This window comes from Candidatus Diapherotrites archaeon (assembly GCA_040755695.1).
Lineage (GTDB): Archaea > Iainarchaeota > Iainarchaeia > Iainarchaeales > 1-14-0-10-31-34 > JBFMAK01.
In genome coordinates, this window is sequence record JBFMAK010000002.1 from 131962 (window position 1) to 153310 (window position 21349).

General features: G+C 38.4%; 14 protein-coding genes. 7 read left to right on the plus strand and 7 right to left on the minus strand.

Translation table 11 applies throughout. From position 1 onward, the window contains the following. Positions 1 to 7: 7 nt before the first annotated feature. Positions 8 to 361 (minus strand): cell division protein SepF, encoded by a 354-nt coding sequence (gene sepF, locus AB1467_04345; GenBank protein MEW6295494.1) that lies wholly within the window; start codon positions 359 to 361, stop codon positions 8 to 10. Between the two features lie 219 nt (positions 362 to 580). Between sepF and AB1467_04350 the strand changes: the two genes are divergently transcribed. After that, the gene (locus tag AB1467_04350) at positions 581 to 1792 is read left to right on the plus strand and encodes an AAA family ATPase (protein ID MEW6295495.1); all 1212 of its coding nucleotides are present in this window, start codon (positions 581 to 583) and stop codon (positions 1790 to 1792) included. A gap of 1 nt (position 1793) precedes the next feature. Here the strand turns inward: AB1467_04350 and AB1467_04355 are convergent, their stop codons facing one another. From AB1467_04355 to AB1467_04375, 5 genes are all read right to left on the minus strand, one after another. After that, positions 1794 to 8591, minus strand: coding sequence for a hypothetical protein (locus AB1467_04355; GenBank protein MEW6295496.1), 6798 nt, complete (start codon positions 8589 to 8591; stop codon positions 1794 to 1796). Positions 8592 to 8679: 88 nt separating this feature from the next. Further along, positions 8680 to 10869, minus strand: a complete 2190-nt coding sequence (locus tag AB1467_04360; protein ID MEW6295497.1) for a DEAD/DEAH box helicase — start codon at positions 10867 to 10869, stop codon at positions 8680 to 8682. A 35-nt stretch (positions 10870 to 10904) separates the two neighbouring features. Further along, positions 10905 to 13349: a DNA methyltransferase gene (locus AB1467_04365; GenBank protein ID MEW6295498.1), complete on the minus strand. Its 2445-nt coding sequence runs from the start codon at positions 13347 to 13349 to the stop codon at positions 10905 to 10907. A 73-nt stretch (positions 13350 to 13422) separates the two neighbouring features. Next, positions 13423 to 13653 carry a hypothetical protein gene (locus AB1467_04370; protein MEW6295499.1) on the minus strand — a complete coding sequence of 77 codons (231 nt, stop codon included), beginning with the start codon at positions 13651 to 13653 and terminating at the stop codon, positions 13423 to 13425. 143 nt (positions 13654 to 13796) lie between these two features. Next, complete coding sequence (locus AB1467_04375; GenBank protein MEW6295500.1) at positions 13797 to 14453, minus strand: hypothetical protein; 657 nt, start codon at positions 14451 to 14453, stop codon at positions 13797 to 13799. A gap of 79 nt (positions 14454 to 14532) precedes the next feature. On the opposite strand from AB1467_04375, the gene AB1467_04380 reads away from it, so the two are divergent. Then, positions 14533 to 14877, plus strand: a complete 345-nt coding sequence (locus tag AB1467_04380) for a nascent polypeptide-associated complex protein (protein MEW6295501.1) — start codon at positions 14533 to 14535, stop codon at positions 14875 to 14877. 175 nt (positions 14878 to 15052) lie between these two features. On the opposite strand, the gene AB1467_04385 is transcribed toward AB1467_04380, so the two are convergent. Beyond that, the gene (locus AB1467_04385) at positions 15053 to 16447 is read right to left on the minus strand and encodes a hypothetical protein (protein ID MEW6295502.1); all 1395 of its coding nucleotides are present in this window, start codon (positions 16445 to 16447) and stop codon (positions 15053 to 15055) included. 85 nt (positions 16448 to 16532) lie between these two features. Between AB1467_04385 and AB1467_04390 the strand changes: the two genes are divergently transcribed. From AB1467_04390 to AB1467_04410, 5 genes are all read left to right on the plus strand, one after another. Continuing rightward, positions 16533 to 17180, plus strand: coding sequence for a peptidylprolyl isomerase (locus AB1467_04390; GenBank protein MEW6295503.1), 648 nt, complete (start codon positions 16533 to 16535; stop codon positions 17178 to 17180). Positions 17181 to 17214: 34 nt separating this feature from the next. After that, positions 17215 to 18243 (plus strand): stage II sporulation protein M, encoded by a 1029-nt coding sequence (locus AB1467_04395; protein ID MEW6295504.1) that lies wholly within the window; start codon positions 17215 to 17217, stop codon positions 18241 to 18243. 101 nt (positions 18244 to 18344) lie between these two features. Beyond that, complete coding sequence (locus AB1467_04400) at positions 18345 to 18977, plus strand: proteasome subunit beta (GenBank protein ID MEW6295505.1); 633 nt, start codon at positions 18345 to 18347, stop codon at positions 18975 to 18977. Between the two features lie 111 nt (positions 18978 to 19088). Next, positions 19089 to 20978, plus strand: a complete 1890-nt coding sequence (locus tag AB1467_04405) for a beta-CASP ribonuclease aCPSF1 (GenBank protein MEW6295506.1) — start codon at positions 19089 to 19091, stop codon at positions 20976 to 20978. Positions 20979 to 21201: 223 nt separating this feature from the next. Continuing rightward, on the plus strand, positions 21202 to 21336 hold the full coding sequence (locus AB1467_04410; GenBank protein MEW6295507.1) for a hypothetical protein: 135 nt from the start codon (positions 21202 to 21204) through the stop codon (positions 21334 to 21336). Positions 21337 to 21349 lie beyond the last annotated feature (13 nt).

Consider the following 21349-nt stretch of genomic DNA (forward strand, 5'->3'; position numbering starts at 1 on the left):
GAATGAATTATTCCTTTCTCTTAATAATCTTTACTCTTGCAGGCGTAACCAAAACTCTGTCAGAAGAAATCCTTGCAATGTCGCCGTCAATTTCCTGTGCTGCGTTTTTTATCTGCCCTACCATGTCCCTAAGCTTTATTGCATTCCTTTTTGTAAGGTCACCCACATTCAGCAAAATTATGTTTCCCTTCTTCAATTCATCTATGACAATTTCAGGGTCATTGTCTCTTAGCAGAGAATAAGGCTTGACGTAAGCATCAGCATTCTCTACAACAGACTCTTCTTCTACATCCAAATTATTCAAGAAATCCTCTATGTCCACATCATCAGTCTTCCTGAAAAGTTTATCCATGAAAGCCATAATGCTATCACCCCTCCAAAAAAAGTAATTTATAGAAAGAATCTGGGGAAAACATTATTTAAAACATTATTACGGAAAAAATTTTGCAGGAGAAAAAAAAGCTATAAATAATTATAAACAATTAATAAGATTTTAACTTCGCCATAAAAAAGCAAAATTTTTGGTTTGAAAAACTTACTGAAAAAATATTAAATCATTTCCTGACAAAAGGATTGTGTTATGGGGGAGAACTTGTTTGAGGCAGAGCTAGCTAGGAGCACTATTTTTAAGGACAGGAATGCCATAAGCCAGCATTATGCCCCAAAAGAACTGCCGTTCAGGGAGAAGCAAATAGAGGAAATGACTAAAATTCTTGCTTCAGCACTCAAAAACAGCAAGCCGGACAATTTGTTTATTTATGGAAAGACTGGGACAGGAAAAACTACAGTCACAAAGCACGTCATGGAGAAACTGGAGGAAGTAACAGAAAAAAGGAATGCCAAAGTGAAATGCATTTACATTAACTGCAGGAACCATAACTCAAAGTACAAGGTGATGATAAAGGCAGTAAAAGAATTGTTCCCTCAAGAGAACTTCATTGGATTCAGCGCAGGCTTTGTTTACGATAAATTGCTGGAATACTGCAATTCCAATTCATTCAGGGTCATAATTGTACTGGACGAAATTGACAAGGTCAAAGACTTGGATGAACTTGTGTACAGTTTAAGCAGAAGCAATGACGAAATGAAAGGCAACGGCTGTTCAATTTCAATTACAGGCATATCAAACAACCTGATATTCAAGGACAGGCTTGACCCTAGAACCAAAAGCTCTCTGTGCCAGCAGGAAATGGTTTTCCCTCCCTACAACGCAGAAGAATTAAGGGCAATACTGAGGCAGAGGGCAGAACTGGCATTCAAGCCTGCCATAGTGCAAGACTCAGCAATAAACCTGGCAGCAGCAATTGCAGCCCAGGAGTCAGGAGACGCAAGGACTGCAGTAATGCTATTGCTGAGGGCAGGAGAGATTGCAGACCAAAAAAATTTGAGTTCAGTGAGCGACGAAGAAGTAAAGAAAGCAAAAAACAAAGTGGAAGAAGAAATTATAATTTCAATGATTTCAACACTCCCAGAACAACAGCAGTTAGTATTAAAGTCAATTGCAGAACTCTCCCTTCAAAAAAAAGGAGTCAGAAGGATTACAGGAAAAGAGGAGGAGGGAGTGCTTTATTCAGGGGAAATATATGATTATTACAAGGAATTGTCAAAGAAACTGAATGAAAGCACAGTAAGTTCAAGATGGTACAGAGAATACATTAATGAATTAGAGATGTACGGGCTGATATTGACATCTGCTTCTGGTCCGGGCATTAAAGGCCAGACTAAGTTAATCAAATTAGGCTTTGACGCAAAAAAAATAAATGAAGCAATAGAAAAAGAATTAGAGAAATAAGTTATGGGTTTTCTTTCGGGCAGTCGAAGTTGCAGTTCCCCTTATATGTGTCATACGGCTGACATACCCCATCACAGCTGGGGCAGTCTGCACGACAATTGCCTTGCAGGAAATCTTTATCATAATAACATATTCCATCGCAAGGAGATGGTTTACAGTCTTCTGGGCAATTAGTATTATTTTCACCATAACTTTTCTCGCATTTTGTGTTGCCGCAGTACGCGCCAGGACAGTCTGAAGGGCATAATCCTTCTTCCACGTCTGAAAAGAACTCGCATTCGCCGTTACAATTAGAGTAAGTGCAAAGTTCTGTGTCTATTGTGCAGTTAACGCACATTAAACGGCCTGAATTAAAGCCAAAGCTGCTGCAGGTTTTGCCTCCAAAGTCTTTAATGTTGTCTTTGACATCGCACTGTTCACCTGCATCTTTTACTCCATCGTGATCGCATGAAGTCAAAGGGCAACAGCAGTAATAATTGGTGTTTCCAACAGTATTGCAAACAGTGCTTGAAGTGTAAGCGCCTGGTTTGCCTTCACAGATTCCTGAAGTATAACAGCCTAAAGCTTGAATTCCTGACCCACAAGCATTATCACATGCTGCACTCAAGCAATTGCTTGTATCAAAAGTGCAGTCAGAACTGCAGTAAAGAGTTCCTGAATCAAAGCCTAAAGACTGGCAGCTCTGGTCGTTCAAATTAATGCCGTCGCATTGCTCTGTTCCTTCAATTGTTCCATTTCCGCACACTGCAGGGGGCGCATAAGTTACTTCTATTGCGTCAGCGCATTCCTTGTTATTGCTTGGGTCTTCGGCGCAGACAAGCAGAGAATTAATTCCTGAAAGCAGGTTAATATCTTTAGAGAAATTTCCTGCAGAATCAAGCGTTGAAGTAATATCCAGTAACACAGTGCTTCCATCTGGCTTAATCCATTCCAAAGAAAGCAATTCAATTAGGTCATTGTCTGTTGCAGTCCCTTTTATGGTGAAGGGATTGCTTGAAATTGTTCCGCTTTGGGAAGTGAGAGATAAAGTAGGGCTTTCAGTGTCAGTGAAAGCAATGCACTCGCTTATGGATTCAACCAATTTCTTTTCTATTGCCCTGTAAAGCTTGTTTGAATTCCACTTAAGCACTGTGTGGTTTGAATAATTTTCAATGCAGGCGTCGCCTGATTTGAGCATTTCAAGTGCATTGGAAATAGACTTAATGTAATTGTTTTGCTTGAGAGAATCATTGAACTGGCTTCCTTTTATTCCATTCAATGGAATCTGATTATAATTTACATTATTGTACAAAGAGTCATTGTCTGCACTTGAAAGCTTAATGTATTCAAATGAACCTAAACTCTTGTTCTGGGTTTTAAGAGAGAAATTATTGGTGCTCTGCGTTGGAGTAAAAACTGCTGAATATATTGAGAGAATTCCTTTCTTTATGGGGTTCTGCCAGGAAAGCCTGAAAACATTATTAATTCCTCCTAAAATATTGCTTGAATCAGAAGAATTCGCCTTAGAGTCAAGGTAAGAATAAGGCCTTTCATCCCTGAAGTCAACGCAATGCTTTCTGTCTGCAGGCATCCATTCAAGGAAAGGCTCTAAGCTTACATCAATCTTTGAAGAAGTTGTAGGATTAATTAGAGAATAATAAATGCTTGCATCAGAGGGAAGTGAATTCAGTTTTGTTTCAAGCAGCAGAGGGGTCGCATAGGAGGGCAGGAAATCCAAGTCAATGAAGTAATCTGAAATCTTCTTCAAGTCAAGTAATATTCCCCTGCTCTCGGAATCATTCAATTTATCAGCTGAAGAATTGAGCGTTGAATTCAGATTCCTTAAAGGATTAACGCTTGAATCAAAGGCATAAGAATTAATTGAAGTGTCATTATAGGAAGCAACAGGAATTTTTTCAGCTGAGTCTCCTGAAAAGCCTGCCCCATAGCCGTCCCTGTGCAGTTCGCCGTCCTTCAGCCCGATTTCCCCGTCAAAGGGAATGAAATAAAAGACACTCAAATTACTGTCCCCCTCAATTTCTTCAGCACTCTTATTCAAATCCAATTCAATGTTCACAATTGACGCATCAACAGAAACTCTCACATCGTAAAGCCCTGGCTTCAATATTGTGCGGGGATTAAAATTCATCCTTGTAGAAGAGAAATATTTCAGGGAATTTGACATTACTTCACTTGGAGGGAGAAAATTGATGTTGGAAGTCTCATACTTGAAGTCGTCAATGAAATCATCAGTGAAAGCGTCAGCCATCAAATAAGACTGGAAGGAAAAACTGCCTGTTTTATTGAATTTAGCGATCTTTTCAGCCAAAGCCATGGAGAACTGGGCTGCATCGCAGTAAATGTAATTAGTGTCAGAACTCACTTTATTTCCTTTATCGCACAGGCTTTTTCCACTGTAATTTGAATTATCCAAATTGAATTTATCCCAGCTCCAGTTCAATAAAATTTTGGGTGCAGCCTTTGCTCCTGTAGGACAGGAATCAGAAGCAAATAGTGATGGAATAATCATGACCCTGAAAGGGACAGAATAAGAAGAACAGACACTGCTCTCCAAGCTTAAATCAATTGAGCCAGTAACAACAACAGGATTCAGCAAATTAGAAACTTCATCTGAGAGGACAACATTAAAGTCCGAGGCAATGCCCTGGGCTGTAATTGCTGTTCCTTCAATTCTTTCCTTCAATTGGCTTTCAGTTGAAGCAAAATCAATGTACTTGGAAGAAAGATTAAGGTTCACTGAATTAACGGAAATCTGCGAACCAGAAACATTGTAAAGTATGAAGCTCCTGCCTTTTGAGCCCTCAATGCTGTAAACAGAAACACTCAAGGGGTCAAGCCTGTTGATTTCCTGTCCGCCAGAAGTTTTTGCCTGAACACAGCTCGGCTTATTCAAATAAATATGAACCCTCATTGGAACTGCACCAGGAAAAACTTGGGAACCAACTTTTATGTTCATTAAAATGTTTGCGTCAATAAAATAATCGCTTAAAAGATTTTGTGTATTGCTTGTATCAACAAAAACATTCACGTCAATTACTGTTCCACCGTCCTTTTCTGTCTTTATTGTTTTATTATAGTAAGAGTAAAGAGCGTCATCCATTCTTTTCTTGTTCAAGTAATTTGAGGAGTCAGCCAAATTAAAGTTTGAGTCAAGAAGGCTTTCCTCAATTAAGGGCAAACCATCAGAATTCACTGCCAAGTTAGACAAATTCAATTTTTTGGTGTAGGGCCCTGAATCAAAAGCCAGGACATCAAAATTCAAGGGATTAGAGGAATTTATGGAAGCACCGCTTTCGTCAGTAATGCTGTAAAGGCCTATGCTTTGCACTTCAATTGTTCTCTTTTGGGTGTAAGACCTCTGGCTGTCAGAAAAAGAGGCATTAATTATTATCTTGTCCCTTATTGCAAGCGCAGGCAGAATAATAGAAGTCTTGCCTTCAGAGTCAGTTGAAAGAGGGCTGCCGTTTATCTGGCTGCCTGAATTTTCTTCATTCCTGAAGACATCAACTGAAACATTCTGCAAGGGCTGATTGGTTGAAGAGTCAGTTACAGTAATTGTTACTTCCTGGGAGTCAATGAACGGAAGCAATGGCTCGGGGGAAAGAGAAATAATCATGTCGCCGTCGCTCAATACAACCAATTCTGTGAAACCTTTGAATAAAGGCTCTGATCTATCGCTTGAATCGTAAAGCAGGACTCCAATCCCTGAATTGGAGGAATCAGAAAAGGCAGTTGGATAAAAAACAGAGGAAAGATTGATTGCTTCTCCTGCAGAGAAGGATTTCTCGTAAGAGGGCAGAGCATAAGGGGAATTAGAAGGAGGCACTCCATTCATTGCCTGGGTCTTTGAGGTAAAAGAATAATTCTTGAAAGAAAGGAAGTTCTTTTGATTGAATTCAATTGTTGAATTCTTTACCTCCAAGGAAGAGGAATCAATTTTGTCCGAATTATTAATCAAAGCAAAAGAATAATTGTACTCGCACTTAGAGTTAGAGGAAAGCATTATTCCGTAAGAGCTTACATCAGCGTCAATTCCCTCTTTTTGGCTTGAACCAAAGAACCTTACAGCGCAATTCGGGCCCAAAGAAGAAGATTTGACTGAATCTGAAAAGCAGTAAGGAGAAGAAGCATTACAGAAATAGGAATCTAAACTTACATCTTTTGTTTTTGCCTTGAAGAAATCAAGGGCTGAAGAGAAAAGCCTTGTGTCTGCAGGATCCCTCATTATTTCAGGGTTGTCCTTGTCGCCCTTATAACTCAAAGCCCTGAAACTCAATTTGAAGCCGTCAATGCCGGCAACTGAATCCGAAACCTTCACCAAGGCATTCATGATAAGGCTTGAGGCAAGAGAATAATTTGAAGGCTCATAGCCTAACTCAACCCATTTTGCTTTCTGTTCAGGCGAAAGCAAATTTTTTGAAGCAAGGTCGTCGTTAAAGCCAAAGCTTTTTCCCCTGCGCTCTTCTGCGAGAAAAGACGGCTCAATATTGGGCAGAATGCTTAAAGGGTCTTTTTCTAATAATGAAGGACTTGACCCTGCCCTTAAGTGAACTTGGGCATAAAAGCTTTCCTTGTCCGCAGAGAGAACAAATTGCGCACTGTACACCTTTCCTAATTCCAGTTTTTCGATTTGCTGCTGCAGTGGGTCTGAAGGGTCAAAAATTTTAATGAACTCAATTTTTGGGGGCCCTCCAGCACTAATGCTTTTAGTTAAAGGCACATCTACAACCTGCATTGAACTGTAAACAATAATTAACGGAGTCAAAGTTGTGTTATAGCCTTCCTTTGAAATAACAGCATAAAAGCTTTCGCCCAAGGGAAAAGAATAAGTGGAATTTCCGTCCGGGCCTGGAACCATAAAATAATCGTTTTCAGGCAATTTTTCTTTCCCTTCAATGTCCTTGAAGAAATTAATCTTGAAGTCAGTTATTTTTTTCTTTGAAATTAAATCAACAACAGTGAATTTCACAAGGCCTCTCTTAGGGTAGATGGGAACATAAAATTCTGTAATCAAATTTGCATCAATTGGCTGGACATCGGAATAGCCTTCCTCTGTTCTAGTGAAAGCCTTAGCATAATAATTGCCGAGCTTCACCTGCTTTATTATTGCATAGCCTAAAGTGCCTACATTTGCTTTATTGTAAGGCGCAGGAATGTCCGCTAAATCACCTTCAGCATAATACAATTCAGCCCAGGCATCATAAGCCCTTTCAGGGATACTATTGCGAAACCTGTCAACGAAAATCTTTGCTGTGCCAGCATTCAAGTCGCTTGCAGCCTTTAAGGTTACATTAATTGAATCGCCTTTCTTCACGTTTGCGTTCTCGTAAGGGAAAAAGCCTTCTTTTGACACAACCAGAATGTACGGAGTATCCTTCTCTAAAAGAAAGACTGCAGTGTCAACATCCTCCTGCGAAGAAAACAATGATTTGTCAACACTATCATACAAGGAAATTTTTGCCTTCAAAGAATTCTTCTGCTTGTCTGCAACAGTTACCCTAACAGAATTCTTGTTTATTGGGCCTGAAATTTTAGTGCAGGAAATACTGAATTCTGTTGTACTGCCCGCAACAACATTCTTTGCTGTGCTCTTAGTGCAGGAATACTTAGGGTTTACTGCATCAGGGTCCTGGGCCCTGGCATAATAGCTGTCCGGGGCCAGGTCAGAAAAAGAGGCTTTCCCTGAAGAATTGGTTGTACTATCAGTATAAGAAGAAGAATCATCATTTTCAGGAAACAATAAGACCTTCATTCCCTCGAGAGGGCTTGAATCAGCAGAATCCTTTACAGTAACTACAGCACTTCCATTAACTTCCTGAGAATTTTTCTCCTGCAGTGTAATTGTAGTTCCTGCTGCGCCGTAAAAGTCAGAGTATTTAAGAGAGGTAACAGAAACGTAAAGCTCACAGTCTTCAGTGTAAGAAACTGTAACAGAGCCGTTGCTGAGGTAATCAGAAGAATAATTTTTTCCTAAAATTTTTACTTGGCCTACATCGTCCTTGCAGGAAAAAGTTACTTGAAGGGTGTCATCCAGTATCAGTTCGCCTGTTGATTTAGTGAATTTTATTGTCTTCTGCAGCCGGCTTGTAGATGGCCCTAAAGGCTCAAGCCTTGCCTCAAGGAATTTATCTGAATCAATAGTCCAGGAATCAGAGAAAGGCCCGAAGCCATGGGCATTAATATCCAAGCGCAGCAAGGCATCCTTTTTTACTTCAGGAAGAATTAATTTTCCTTCTGCGTCAGCCTGCTTTAATTGCAGGGCTCCATTTTCAATGTAGTTCAATCCCACAAGAATTTCCTGGTTTGGAAGAACTGCATTAGTGTCAGCCCTAAGCACTGAAAGCGTTACAGTAAAGGTCGCAGAAGGAAAGATTGAACTCCAACTGAAAGCAATTAGTATTAGAATTACAATAAATGCAATGAATAAAATAAAAGAAGGAAAAATTCTGTCAACAGGGTCAATTATTTTATAGACTGGAACAACAGAATCAATCTTGTCGAGGATTGAATAATAGCCGTCCTCCAGGAAATAATAGGCTTTAAGCAATGGATTGACTGAAGGCTCTTCAGGCTCTTCTAAGGCAAGCGGAGCAGAAGGCACTGCCTGTTTCTCGGGCTTTTTTTCTGCTTTTTTTTCTTTGGGTTTGCCAGGAACCTTAATTTCTTGAGGCTTTGATTCAGCCTGCTTTTCCTGCCTTTTCTTCTCAAGCCATTTAGGCGCTGTAACCACTTCAAGCTTTTTTTCTGCAGAGCCAGAGCTCAATTCCCTGAATTTTCCCATTAAATCCTTCAAAGCCAAAAGATATCCCCACAATTCAATTCAATTAAATTACAATAAATAGAATAAATTCACGAATTTAAATATTTATGCCGAATTTCAATTAATTTCAGTAGTCAGCCAAATCAGTCTGCCCTGACCTTTCAACTGCCTTTACTTCACTTAATTTGGTTTTAGAGAATTTTTTTGCCTGGCCTAACTGGCCTTTCACGCTCAAGGCAACAGTGGAACCTAAAATTCCAGCAAGGTCTTTTACATCAATCCTCTTCAAGTCAGAAACAGAACGCACATTTGAATTAAAGAGCCTTCTTGCTCTAACCCTTCCAATTCCGCGCAACTCAATTAACGGAAGGAGCTCTTCCCTCACGCCATACTTGAGCCTCTTCCTGAGCTTGTACACCAAAGGAAGATGCTGCCTCTTGTTCAATATTAAGGACAATTCAGAAAGGCAGTAGGAAAGCCAGTCCAGAACCAAAAGCTTTGAGTAAAGAATGCCTGGCTGGATATTAAAATTCTTTCTAAGGTGTTCCTCGCTTGCTTCGTTCAGCCAGTCCTTCAACATTAAAGCAGAATTGAATTTCCTGAGCAATGAAGGGTCAGAAAACATTTCCCTCCCCAAATCAATTGGAAGCAGAGAGGAAGAAGAATTCAATTGAAGCCATAAGTCCTGCTCCTTAGAGCGCGGAAGGGAAATAAGGGGGAAGAATTCATAAGAAGAACAGAAAAGAAAGAGCGCGCCAAAATCATTCAAGGAATTCTTGTTCAAATAATTAATAAAAGAAAAAGCTGTGAGCGGATCCAAGTACAATTCGCTTACCCTTACGCCCAAAGGGGTTGCCTTAAAGAATTTGTCAGTGCACTCAATGAAATTCATCTCCTTTAATTCCTTGAGGATTTCATTAATCTTCAAGAACAATTCATTTAATTCCTTGAACTGGAAAGCATAAAAAGTTTTTCCGAAAAACTGCTCCAAAGACTGAAGGTCAAAAACAAAACCTGAAGCAATAGAAGCAAGAACATGGGTTCTCAGCACAGGCTCCAAGCCGAGCTTGGAAGAAGAATCCTCGACTTCACCCAAAACAAAGTGTTCCCTCAATTCATCCAACTCAAATTCACTCCGGGCAATAAGAATGCTCTCGCCAGAAGAATCATATTGCGGTCTTCCTGCGCGACCCGCCATCTGGCGGTAATCTCGCACAAGAATCTTCTGGTTCCCGAAAGCAGTGAACCTGTAAACTGAAGGAATGATAACACGAAAAGCAGGAGTGTTGACTCCGGCTGCCATCGTTGGGGTCGAACACAAAATCTTCAAGTGATTGCTCTTGAATAATTCCTCAATCAAATGCCTCTGCTTTGACATCAAGGCAGCATTATGGAACGCAATCCCTTTTTTTATCAGGGAGGAAAGAATCCTGCACTGCTCTGTAGGGCTCTCCAAGACATTAAGGGTCTCCTCAGATTTTTTCTGCAATAAAATTTTTTCTTTCCCTGAAAGGAATTTTTCTGTCAGAGAAGAAAGCTTTTTTGCAAAGCCAATGCTCTTCTGCCTTGTATTGCAGAAAACCAGAGCCTGCTTTTTTTTGTCCAAGGTATCAGAAACAATTGATTCAAGCTCACTGCCTTTCTCCTCAATGAATTCCTTTTCTTTCTCAAAATGGATTTCAGAATTAAAGAAGATTCCCTCCTTCAATTTGACAGGCCTGAAAGAAGACTCAATTAGTTCACCCTTAAGCCACTGGGAGAGCTCCTTTGCGTTAGGGACTGTAGCGCTCAAGGCAAGAATTCTAATAGAAGGATTCAAGAGAAGGAGTTTAGTTGCAACCATCTCTATTGTAGGGCCTCTCTCAGAATCAATTTCATGCACTTCATCTATTACAAGAAGCCCTATCTCGCCAAGCCATTCAGCCCTGTGCCTCAAAAGGCTTTCGGCCTTCTCATAAGTAGTGAAAATTATATCATAATTCTGCAGATACCTTGAACTGGAATCAAAGTCGCCTGTAGAAATAGTAATCCTGACACCAAATTCCTTCTCGTATTTTCTCTTGAACTCGCGGAAATGCTCTGAAGCTAGAGCCCTCAAAGGGCAGGTATACAAAACCTTTTTCTTCTTATTAAGAACAGAATTTAGGGAAACTATTTCTGCAATCAAAGTCTTCCCTGAAGCAGTTGGGGCAGAAACCACAAAATTCTTTTCAAACAATTTTTTGCTTAAAGCCTTCTTCTGCAACGGATTAAAAGAGATATTATTTATTGCCTTAATCCTTTCAATCAATTCTTTTTCGTGCATTTTTGGGCCCATAAAAAAATAAACTTGAATTGTAATTTAAGTTTCTCTTACAAATAAAGCTTTAATGACTTCTGAACCTCTTTTGTTTCTTTTGGCAGTTTAAACAATTTTTCAAAATCACTCAAAGAGAATTTTTTATGTTTTTTATTAAAAAAGTTTTCTAAGTCTTGGTAAAAGATAAACCTCCAATCTTGTTTTACTATGTTTTCATTTATCATTGGGTCTTTCATTTTTCTGTACAATAAATTTTCTCTTTCTTTAGGGATAACTATAACTCTTCTTAAATTATTTGGAGGAATATTTGAGCCCCTTGAAATAGCTTCTGTTATTGCTGTAGTGTTTTCAACCTCAAATTCAAAAGCAATTCTCCCCCTATCATGCCAGACTACATCTATTTGGTTGACTCTATCCCAATTAAAGGTATTAACAAATCTCCACACAGGCTTTTTTATAGTAACCAAAGAATTCAGTTTAGTTTTGTTATATTCTTGTGATTGTTCTTTTTGCCCAACCCATACATCAAAGCCTGCTTTTTCGCCTAACAGTGCAAGCATGTAAATCATTTTGCTATGCGCTGATTCGGTTAAATTCAACCTTATTTCTGGTCTTAATTTCCATTTGCCATCAGAAGTTACAGCATATTCTTTGAGAACATCTTTTATTTTTTCTGTTTCCGGTGTTAAAGCATTAGGGAACTCAATAAAAATAGCTTGCAATATTTCATCAAAAGAAACTTTTATGTTATGCTCCAAGACTTCAACTATTTTTCTTTCAACCCTATCGCTTAAAGTGGGTTGACTGAAATGAGAAATGTCGGCACCTTTCAGCCACCATTTTTTGCCGATGGTTTTTCCTTTATCATCTTTAATATTTATTACCTCAAATTCTTTTTCTATGTGTTCTTCTAAAACTTCTTCAATGTTTTTTGCACCAACAGGAACCCTTCTTCCCCCCTGAAGTTCTGCCATAATACCATTTAAGATGTGTTGGTATATTGTAGGTTCTCCTCTTTCCCCGATTATTCTCTGCGCTGCATCCACAACCTCCAACTCGTAGGTTTTAAGGTCTATCTCTTTTTCTGTCTCCAAAGCTTCCTTTTCGGGCTTCATGAACCTAATATAATAATCCCCAACAGCAGAACCGTAAGGTTGTAACTGTCCTTTAGCTGAAGGCATTGGGGGCGGCTGATAAATTATCTTTTCTAACTTAAAACCAACCATCACAACAGCCTTAATAATAGAATTCCATACCTTTATGTCGGTGCTGTGAAATGTAACAGTCATATATTTTCCTGGTTTTAATACCTGGTAAATCTCCTTGAATGAAGCCCTCAGCATTTTGTGGTAATATCCAAAGTCTTTCTTTTGATGCAGGTTTACAGTAATCTCATCATTGTAATCTAAATCCATTTTTAGCCAAGAAGCCCACAAAGTGCTTAACTCAAAATATTGAATTGAACCGCCATATGGGGGGTCAGTAAAAACATAATCAATGGAATTAGGTGTTACCACTTCAGTAAGCTCTAAAGCATTATGTGTTTTGATAATAATATTTGCTCCATCGTTAAAGTCAGAAAATTTTTTTGCTTCTTTATAATTTTTAATTAATTGATTAGACTCTTTTTTTCCTCTTAAAATTTCATTAAATCTTAACCTAAAATAAATTAGGACATTAAGTTCCCAGTGCTGTGTGGGCACCCAATAACTGTGAACTGTCCAGCCCTTACATATTTTTCCAACGCTTTCTTTGATATAAGGCATCATTTTACTTGCTTGCGGCAAAGTAGAAGAAAAAACAAATTTTAACATATCCCTAATTTTATTATCATCTGTCTTTTCTATTAATGATAAAATTTTTGATAGAATTATCAAGTTCCTTTTTGAAAATAGTTGGTCAACAGAGTCTTTTTTTTCTTTTTTTAAGAACGAATTTCCGTTGTAATACATTTTTGTTGTTGGATACCATTCTTTAATCTTAATTTCTTCTATTTTTTTCATTTTTTTAATATCAAAATCTGTAATTTTTCCTCTTTTTTTTCCACATTTAGGGCATTCGTAAACCATTTCAAAAGGGTTACCGTTATCGTATGCCATTCCAATAATTACTGCTTTAGAATTACATTTAGGGCAGCTAGTTTCATATAGTTCTTCTGCAAGAGGATTTATTTCTTCTTCAATTTTTCTGAAAGAAACTTCAAATTTTTTTAGGTCAACAGGCATTGTGGTGCATTTTGTAATAAAAACAGAAACTGGGTTTAAATCAATAGCAATTGCTTTTCTTCCTAGCTTTATGGCTTCAATTGCTGTTACGCCAGAACCGCAAAAAGGGTCTAAAACAATTTCTCCTTCATTGGAATAATGTTTAATATATTCTGCTACCACATTATGGGGTTTTCTTGCCCAATACTTGTGCATTGAATACATTGGAGGGTGTGTTTTAGGAACTAATGCGTAATCAATGTGTTTTATTGTGTTTTTCTCCCCTTTAACCATTCAGCCACCTACACATAACTAACTTATATAAAATAAATTTTAATTGTATTCTTTTATTGAATATGCTTTTAATTCACTCTTTCAGTGAAATGAACCTGAAGGCTTCCTGCAATACAAGAATAGCTTTCGGAATATCGTTTACCCTGAGAGAACTGCTTGACTTCCATTCCTCTTCAGAATTCTTATACCTTCTGTCAATTGTTACAGTGTTAAAGCTCTTCTCTATTCCGTTCTTTTCGCTTGAATTCTCCCACACGGAAACAACAATGCCTCCTGCAGAAAACTTCTTTATTGGAGCACTCATTCATATCACCCCGCTCAAGTTTTATGAGCCGGTTTTTTGAGAACCTAAACCTGAAAAATTAGTGCAGGAAAGAATTCTTCAATGCTTTCGGAAGTAAGATGCCGGTGAAACACCGCTTTTAAAAAAAGCAGTGGCGCAAAAAATTATTCCTCGCTCCATTTCTGCAGGGCATTGTACATTTTGATGTCTGAGTCTATTTCTTTGAGCTTCTCTTTGATTTCCTTCATCTTGTCTTCGGAGATGTTTTTCCTGAATTCCTGCAGGAAGTTGGCGTATCTTCCTAACTCCTTCCTGTCCCTGTAGACAATGGAATGCTCTATAGTCTCAATCAACTGCCTCCTGTACTCAGGGTCATTCACAAACATTTTGATCATCGGCTTGAATTTGGGGTCTGCAACCAAGTGAGTGGGCAGCTTGACTTTCTGGGCTTCGTTCCTGTAGCTTTTGTCTTTTATGGACTTGATTGTATGATCCCAGTAAGTCCTGTCAGCAAACTTCTTTAGCTTAGTGAACATCTTGTAGGTTTTGGCTTGGAAGTGCTTCTGCTGCCAGTCGCCATGCTTCCTTGAAAACAAATCCTTTTTCTCATTCAATTGCTGCAGCATTTCCTTTATTCTATGCTTTGAAGGATAAGTAAGCTTGGGCCAGCCGGAAGAATTCGGGAGAATTGAAACAAAGCCCCCTTGCTCGAAGTATCTATTTAAGGCTTCAACCCTTTCATTGTTAGAGCTTAAATCAATTTTTCCTGCTGCTGTCCTAAACTGGTTGAAAGAAGAAATAATCCCTTTATGCACCGGCATAAAAGAAAAATAAGCTAAAGCAATTAATAAATTTAATGCCAGAAACAATTAATATTGCATTAAAGGAGGCAAAAAAAACATGTTTCCAGGGCTAGGAAAAATGAATCCAAAACAAATGCAGGGCATGCTGAAACAGTTCGGAATTAAATCCGAAGAAATAGAGGCAAAAAAGGTAATAGTAGAATTAAAGAACGGAAAAGACATTGAAATAGAGGAACCAAACGTCACAGTAATGCTTGCGCAAGGACAGAAGATTTACACTGTAATGGGCGGAACAGAGAAAGAGAAGAAAGAAGAGGTTCCAGAAGAAGACATTGAAATGGTCATGCAGCAGACAGGCAGTTCAAGGGAGAGGGCAGTGGGCGCATTAAAGAAATCAGAGGGAGACTTAGCAGGGGCAATCTTTCTCTTAAAGAAAAAATAATTGCTTTTACTTGTACGCCTTATAGTTGTGTATTCTGGTCAGCCTGAACAGGATTACAATTGCAAGGATTATGTTAATCACCTGCGCAATGAAAACCCAGAACAATTCAATCTCAAAAGTCATTTTTAAGTCACCGCAAGAAATAAAGAAAAAGAAATTAAAAAGCTTTGCTGAATCAGGGCACTGTTAAAACTTCTTCTTTCGGCGCCTCAATTGCTCTCACATTTAGTGCTTTGCCCCTGTAGCCCTCATAATAGACAAGCAATTTCACTAAATCGCCTTGCTTTCTGCCCGCGTCAATCAAGCCAAAAAAAGAGTTCTGGTCATAGACAAAGGAAGAATTGGAGTCCGCGTCATAAAAAGAGGCTGCCTCAAAAGAGGCCTTCTGCTTTAAGTTAAATGAATCGGGATTAAAGTAATTGGAGAACAGGAATTCAGAGAAAGAATTCTTGAATTGGCTTGCGTCAACTGAAATATTCAAGTCGCCGCTCACTGCAGCCCTTGATTCAATGAAAGAATACTTTGATTTAACAACATTCAGGTCTGCAAGCATCAAGGAAATGCTGTCTTTTACTTCATCAATTTTTGCTCCTTCAACAAAATTGATTTGAACAGCAAATTTTTCTCCGCTATAAAAACTGAAGCCTTTTATTCCTGTGTCAGCTGAAAGCATTGAATTGAAGTCCTGTGATTTAAGGAAAAAGGAATTGTCGTCAATTGAAAGAGAGAATGCCCTCTCCGCAGGCAACACTTCAATATTTGAGCCTAAAATGCCTGAAAAAGAGGAGAGCTCCTGCTTCAAGGCATTAGCATCAGAATATTTTTCGTAAAAAGAATAATTCAAGTCAGCATAAAAGGAAACATTGTCAAACAAACTTTTTACGGGAAGCTCTAATTGCCCTGAAAGGCTTTTTGTTGCGCCAGTAATATTTGAGGTCATAAAAGACACGGGATTCAGTATACTTTTTCCGTCAAAGTCCGCTTCAATGGAAACCTTTAATTGGTCCTCCTTCAGGGCATCAAGACCTACATAGGAAAGAACCAAGTCATTAAAAGAATAATTTTGAGCCAAATTCATGTCAGAATTAACAAATTCAATCTTCTCTGGCACGCTGATTAAAGCCATCTCGTAAGCGCTTGCATCCAAAAGCACTCCTTTAGTGTTATCATTTATTTCATTGAAGATCTTTTCAGCATTTGTAGAAGAATTATTGAATGAAATCTCGGCAATATAAAGCAGGGAACCCCTAATGCCGTAATTCTGGCTGTTCTGGGAATAACGAGAGTTAACCTCTTCAATGCCGTTTGCCTTAAAGAGCAGGGCGTCAATTACCTCCTTCTCTGCCTCATCTGTTCCAGCAGAAAGAACAATCCTTGAAAGGACTTCAACAACCCTTGCGTCAATATCCTGGGCGCTCACAGAAACAAGGTTAGGCTGGGAAGGCTCATTGTTATTAGGGGATGAAGAACTTCCCTCATCGCCCCTTTCAGTGAAATAAATAGCAAAGCCAATGGTCGAAGCAACCATCACAATAATCACAAACCAGCTTCCGAAAGTCTTTATCTTCATAAAAAAAGCCATTAAAATGCAGATTAATAATTGTTTTGCTGAAAAAATTAATAAATAAAACAGTAAATGAAAGGTGAAAAACAAAATGAACAACGGAGACATAGTGCTTTTAAGCTTTCAAGGAAAAGACTTAAGCAATGAAAAAATATTCGATGAAACAAAAGAAAAGCCAGTAACAATAATTTTAGGCCATAAAGAGCTTCTTCCAGCATTAGAAGAACAAATCCTTCCAATGAAAGAAGGAGAAGAAAGAATTATTATCTTAAAACCAGAGCAGGCCTTCGGGGAAAGAAAAGCAGAATTGGTGAGGGTAATTCCATTACAGGAATTCAGGGCAAGAAATCTCTCTCCTTACCCTGGAATGATAGTAGAATTGAATGAATTAATAGGGAAAGTGCAGAGCATTTCAGGGGGCAGGGTTAGAGTGGACTTCAACCACGAGCTTGCCGGCAAAAGCCTGGAGTACAAGATAAAAATAGAGAAAGTGCTCAAAGAAAAAAAAGAGCAAGTTCAGGCACTCCTAGGAAAATACTTCCCTAAAGCAAAGGAGCCAGAAATCGAATTCAAGGAAAAAGAAGTAGAAATAAAACTCAAAGGAAAAGAAGCCTTGGAATCATTCCAGCTAAGGCCAATATTCTCTTCAATAGTACTAGAGCACGTGCAAGGAATAGAAAAAGTGAAATTTGTAGACGAATTCGAAAAAAAAGAAGAAGAAAAAGAGAACACGCAATAAAATTATTAAAGGATAATGCATACTATTTATCGAAATGGTTCTAAGCAGGGTGTTTGATTCTTTGGGCGTGCAGTCCAAGGCAAGGAATGCCTTCGTAATGGGGGCATTCTACGCAATAATTGGAATAGCGGTTGCCTTCCTTTTCTTCCCGCAGCACACAGGTCTTGTTTCTGTTTTCTTTACTTCAATGGCAATGATGCCTCCAATCAACAAGCTAATAGAACAATTAGTTTTAATGGAGGGAAGAGAAAAAGAAATAATTGAAGGAAACATCAAACTTACAGAATTCAAAGTGAAAGGTATAAAGTTTTCATTGAGGGGATTATGGGACGACCACAAGCACTTAATCCTTGCCTACCTGTTCTCTTTCTTTGGGATATTCTTTGTTTTCTCTGCATTTACCTTAATGCTGCCATCAGAATCACAGCCAGTTTACTCAACAGAGAAATACGGCGGCATAATCCAATTGCAGTACTTCAACGAAAAAGGAGAGAAAGTGCTTTTAACCTCAGACAAGATGTTTGCAGAACAAGTGCAAGTAATAAAAATGATTACAGGACAGAGCGCTACAGGCTTTGCAGCAGAAGAAACAACAGACGAATCAGAACAAAACAAAACGCAATTCATTAAAATAATCCAAAACAATTTAGGCGTTCTAATAATAACCCTTATTGTCTCAATAATTTTCGGCTTTGGGGCCATATTCATTATAGGCTGGAATGCATCAGTATGGGGCATAGCATTCGCACAAAGGGCTTTAAGCTTCATGCCAATAGCAGAAGCAAACCCTCTGAGATACTTTATTTTCATAATGCTTGCAGTTCTCCCGCACACAATAGCAGAAGCAATGGCCTATTTAACTGCAGCAATTTCAGGGGCAATAGCATCCCAAAGCCTAACCAAAGAAAAAATATTTGATGACAGGTTCTTCCACCTAATAAACCAGGCCCTCATAATACTCATAATTTCAATCCTGATTGTGGTCATCGCAGCCTTCCTTGAAGTCTACGCCCTAAAATACTTTGTGAACATAGCAAACATCATAGTGCCAGTGCAAAGATAAAAGGAAGAAAAAAAGGCCTGAATTCAAAACCTTTTTAAACTTTTAGGAAAGGAAATATGATTGATAGGCATTAAAAAACTGATTTTTTTAAGGGAACTTAAATGACTTCAAGCAAAGAGATAAAGACTGGAACTACTACAGTGGGTTTAATTACAAAAGAAGCCGTAGTATTAGCTTCAGACATGCGAGCATCAATGGGAAACCTTGCATACGATGAAGAGACAAAAAAGATCTATAAGATTACTGAAAATATTGCAATAACAATAGCAGGCTCAGTAGGAGACTGCGCTACCTTAATCAGGTTCCTTAAAAGCCACTCCAAATGGTACGAAATAGAAAGAGAAAAAAAGATGAACCCGAAAGCATTAGCCAATTACATTTCAAACATACTCAATGCAAACCGCTTTTACCCGTTTTTAGTGCAGTTCATTATTGGAGGAATAAACACAAAACCAGAAATCTACGATGTAGACCCTAGTGGGGGCGTTCTCCCGAGAGACAAATATGCTGTAAGCGGTTCAGGAACAGAACTTGCATTGTCGCACTTGGACTCAAACTACAGGAAAGAATTGAGCGAAGAAGAAGGAATAAAATTAGCAGTGAATGCAGTGAAGTCAGCAAAAAAGAGGGACATATTTTCAGGCGGAAGGTCAATTAATGTAACAGTGGTAAGCAAGAAAGGCGTGAGAGAGCTCAAGGACGAAGAAGTGCAATCATACATTGAAAGCAACTAAGAGAGAAAAAAAATTGATTATTTTAATTAATTAAAAATTATTGCAGAATCATATCAAGGCAAGGCAATTACTTATTATTAAATTTTATTTTGCAGTCACTAAAGTGAAAAAATGGAAATACTAAAGGAAATCAAGGAAATAGTTACTTCAAGCCTTCCAGAAGAAACACAGATAACAAGCATTGAAATGGAAGGCCCAGAAGTAGCAATATACACCAGAAACCCGAAAGCTTTTTTTGAGAACGAAAACTACGTTGCAAAAATAGCCTTTGACCTGAAGAAAAGGGTAAACATCAGAACAGACAAAAGCCTGCTGATAGAAGAAGAGCAAGCCAAAAAAACAATACAGGAAATAGTACCACAAGGAGCAGGAATAAAAGAAATATACTTCAACCCAGCGTTCAGCGAGGTAGTAATAGAAGCAGTAAAGCCTGGTTTGGTCATAGGAAAAGAAGGGCAGACATCAAAGGAAATAATACTCAAAACAGGATGGACTCCAAATATATTAAGGAGCCCAACATCAGAATCAGATATACTGAAAGGAATAAGGCATCACCTGCACAAGTACAGCGCTGAAAGAAAAAAGATACTCCAAGAAACAGCAAAAAAGATTTACAGGGAACTTCCAAAAAACAACGGCTGGATAAGAATGACAGCATTAGGAGGATTCAGAGAGGTAGGAAAAAGCGCAATACTGATTGAAACACCAGAAACAAAAGTCCTCTTAGACTGCGGGATAGATGTGGCAAACTCCGAACAACCCTACCCATACTTTGACGCAATAAGATTCCCAATAGACCAATTGGATGCAATAGCAATAAGCCACGCCCATGTAGACCACTCAGGCTTTGTGCCATACTTATTCAAATTAGGATATCGCGGACCAATCTATTGTACCCGCCCAACGAGAGACTTAATGGCATTACTACAATTCGATTTCATTGATGTTGCAGTGAAAGAAGGAAAAGAGCCTCCATACAATGAAAGGGATGTAAAGGAAATGATAAAATACTGCATTCCAAGAGAATACAGAGAGGTAACAGACATTGCGCCGGACATGAGGCTGACCTTCCACAATGCAGCACACATTCTAGGCAGTGCTTCAGTACATTTGCACATAGGGGAAGGCGCACATAATTTAATTTACAGCTCAGACTTAAAGTACGGATTCACAAGATTATTCAATAATATTAACTTGAAATACCCAAGACTCGAAACACTCATAATTGAAAGCACTTACGGGGGCAGAGAAGACATCCAGCCTGAAAGGCAGCAGTCAGAGGAAAGACTTATTCAAATAATAAAAGAAACAATTCACAGCAAAGGAAATGTATTAATCCCTGTTTTCTCTGTTGGAAGAGCACAAGAAATAATGCTGGTAATAGAAGAATACTACAGGAGAGGAATGCTCGAAGGAAAGGTATACATTGACGGAATGACAAAAGAAGCTTCAGCAATTCACACAGCATACCCTGAATACTTAAGGAAAGCAGTTCAGAGGAGAGTTCTCCAAAATGATTCTCCTTTCACCTCAGAATTATTCCAAGTAGTGGACAACAAGAACAGAGACCAAATAATATCAGAGTCAGGTTCAATATTCTTGGCTTCATCAGGAATGCTCACAGGAGGGCCTTCAGTGGAATACCTGCACAAGACGGCAGAAGACCCTAGAAATACATTAATCTTTGTTGGATATCAAGGTGAAGGTTCATTGGGGAGAAGGATTCAGGGTGGAACGAAGACCCTTGCAGTAAATGCAGGGAACGGAAAAACAAAAGCATTAAATATCAACATGAGAGTGGAAACAGTAGAAGGATTCTCAGGTCATAGTGACAGAAACCAGTTGGTGAACTACATAAGAACATTAAACCCAAAGCCTAAAAGAATTCTTGTAGACCACGGAGAAAAAGATAAAGCAGTAGAGTTCGCAAAATATATTTCAAATAAATTCCAGATAAACAGCACAGCAATAAGAGACTTAGATAGTGTAAGATTGAAGTGAAAGAAAGCCAAAAATATTATTTATACATAACCATTTTTTCTTTTGCCAAACTGCTTTTGTACTACATAAATTTTCTATTTTTGTTTTTGAGTGTCTACATTAAGAAAGCGCTTTGCTTTCCTTACTTTTACATAAAAATTTTTTTGGATTTTTTTTCAACCGAAAAAAATTTAAATGGAAGCATCATATTATTTAATTCTATAAAAAAAATGAGTGAAAGAAAATGGACAAAGCAAAAGCAGAAAAATTATGCAAGGCCCTTGAATGCGGAATAAAAATGGAAAATGAAGAACTTGCATTAAACAAAAAATTTTTTATCAACAAAAAAGGCCTGAAAACACTCAATACAATTCTCTGAATAATACAAACAC

Bases quoted from the DNA above. Each gene is read 5' to 3' on its own strand.
- sepF (MEW6295494.1), bottom strand. From the start codon at position 361: ATGGCTTTCATGGATAAACTTTTCAGGAAGACTGATGATGTGGACATA.
- AB1467_04350 (MEW6295495.1), top strand. From the start codon at position 581: ATGGGGGAGAACTTGTTTGAGGCAGAGCTAGCTAGGAGCACTATTTTT.
- AB1467_04360 (MEW6295497.1), bottom strand. From the start codon at position 10,869: ATGGGCCCAAAAATGCACGAAAAAGAATTGATTGAAAGGATTAAGGCA.
- AB1467_04365 (MEW6295498.1), bottom strand. From the start codon at position 13,349: ATGGTTAAAGGGGAGAAAAACACAATAAAACACATTGATTACGCATTA.
- AB1467_04370 (MEW6295499.1), bottom strand. From the start codon at position 13,653: ATGAGTGCTCCAATAAAGAAGTTTTCTGCAGGAGGCATTGTTGTTTCC.
- AB1467_04375 (MEW6295500.1), bottom strand. From the start codon at position 14,453: ATGCCGGTGCATAAAGGGATTATTTCTTCTTTCAACCAGTTTAGGACA.
- AB1467_04380 (MEW6295501.1), top strand. From the start codon at position 14,533: ATGTTTCCAGGGCTAGGAAAAATGAATCCAAAACAAATGCAGGGCATG.
- AB1467_04385 (MEW6295502.1), bottom strand. From the start codon at position 16,447: ATGAAGATAAAGACTTTCGGAAGCTGGTTTGTGATTATTGTGATGGTT.
- AB1467_04390 (MEW6295503.1), top strand. From the start codon at position 16,533: ATGAACAACGGAGACATAGTGCTTTTAAGCTTTCAAGGAAAAGACTTA.
- AB1467_04395 (MEW6295504.1), top strand. From the start codon at position 17,215: ATGGTTCTAAGCAGGGTGTTTGATTCTTTGGGCGTGCAGTCCAAGGCA.
- AB1467_04400 (MEW6295505.1), top strand. From the start codon at position 18,345: ATGACTTCAAGCAAAGAGATAAAGACTGGAACTACTACAGTGGGTTTA.
- AB1467_04405 (MEW6295506.1), top strand. From the start codon at position 19,089: ATGGAAATACTAAAGGAAATCAAGGAAATAGTTACTTCAAGCCTTCCA.
- AB1467_04410 (MEW6295507.1), top strand. From the start codon at position 21,202: ATGGACAAAGCAAAAGCAGAAAAATTATGCAAGGCCCTTGAATGCGGA.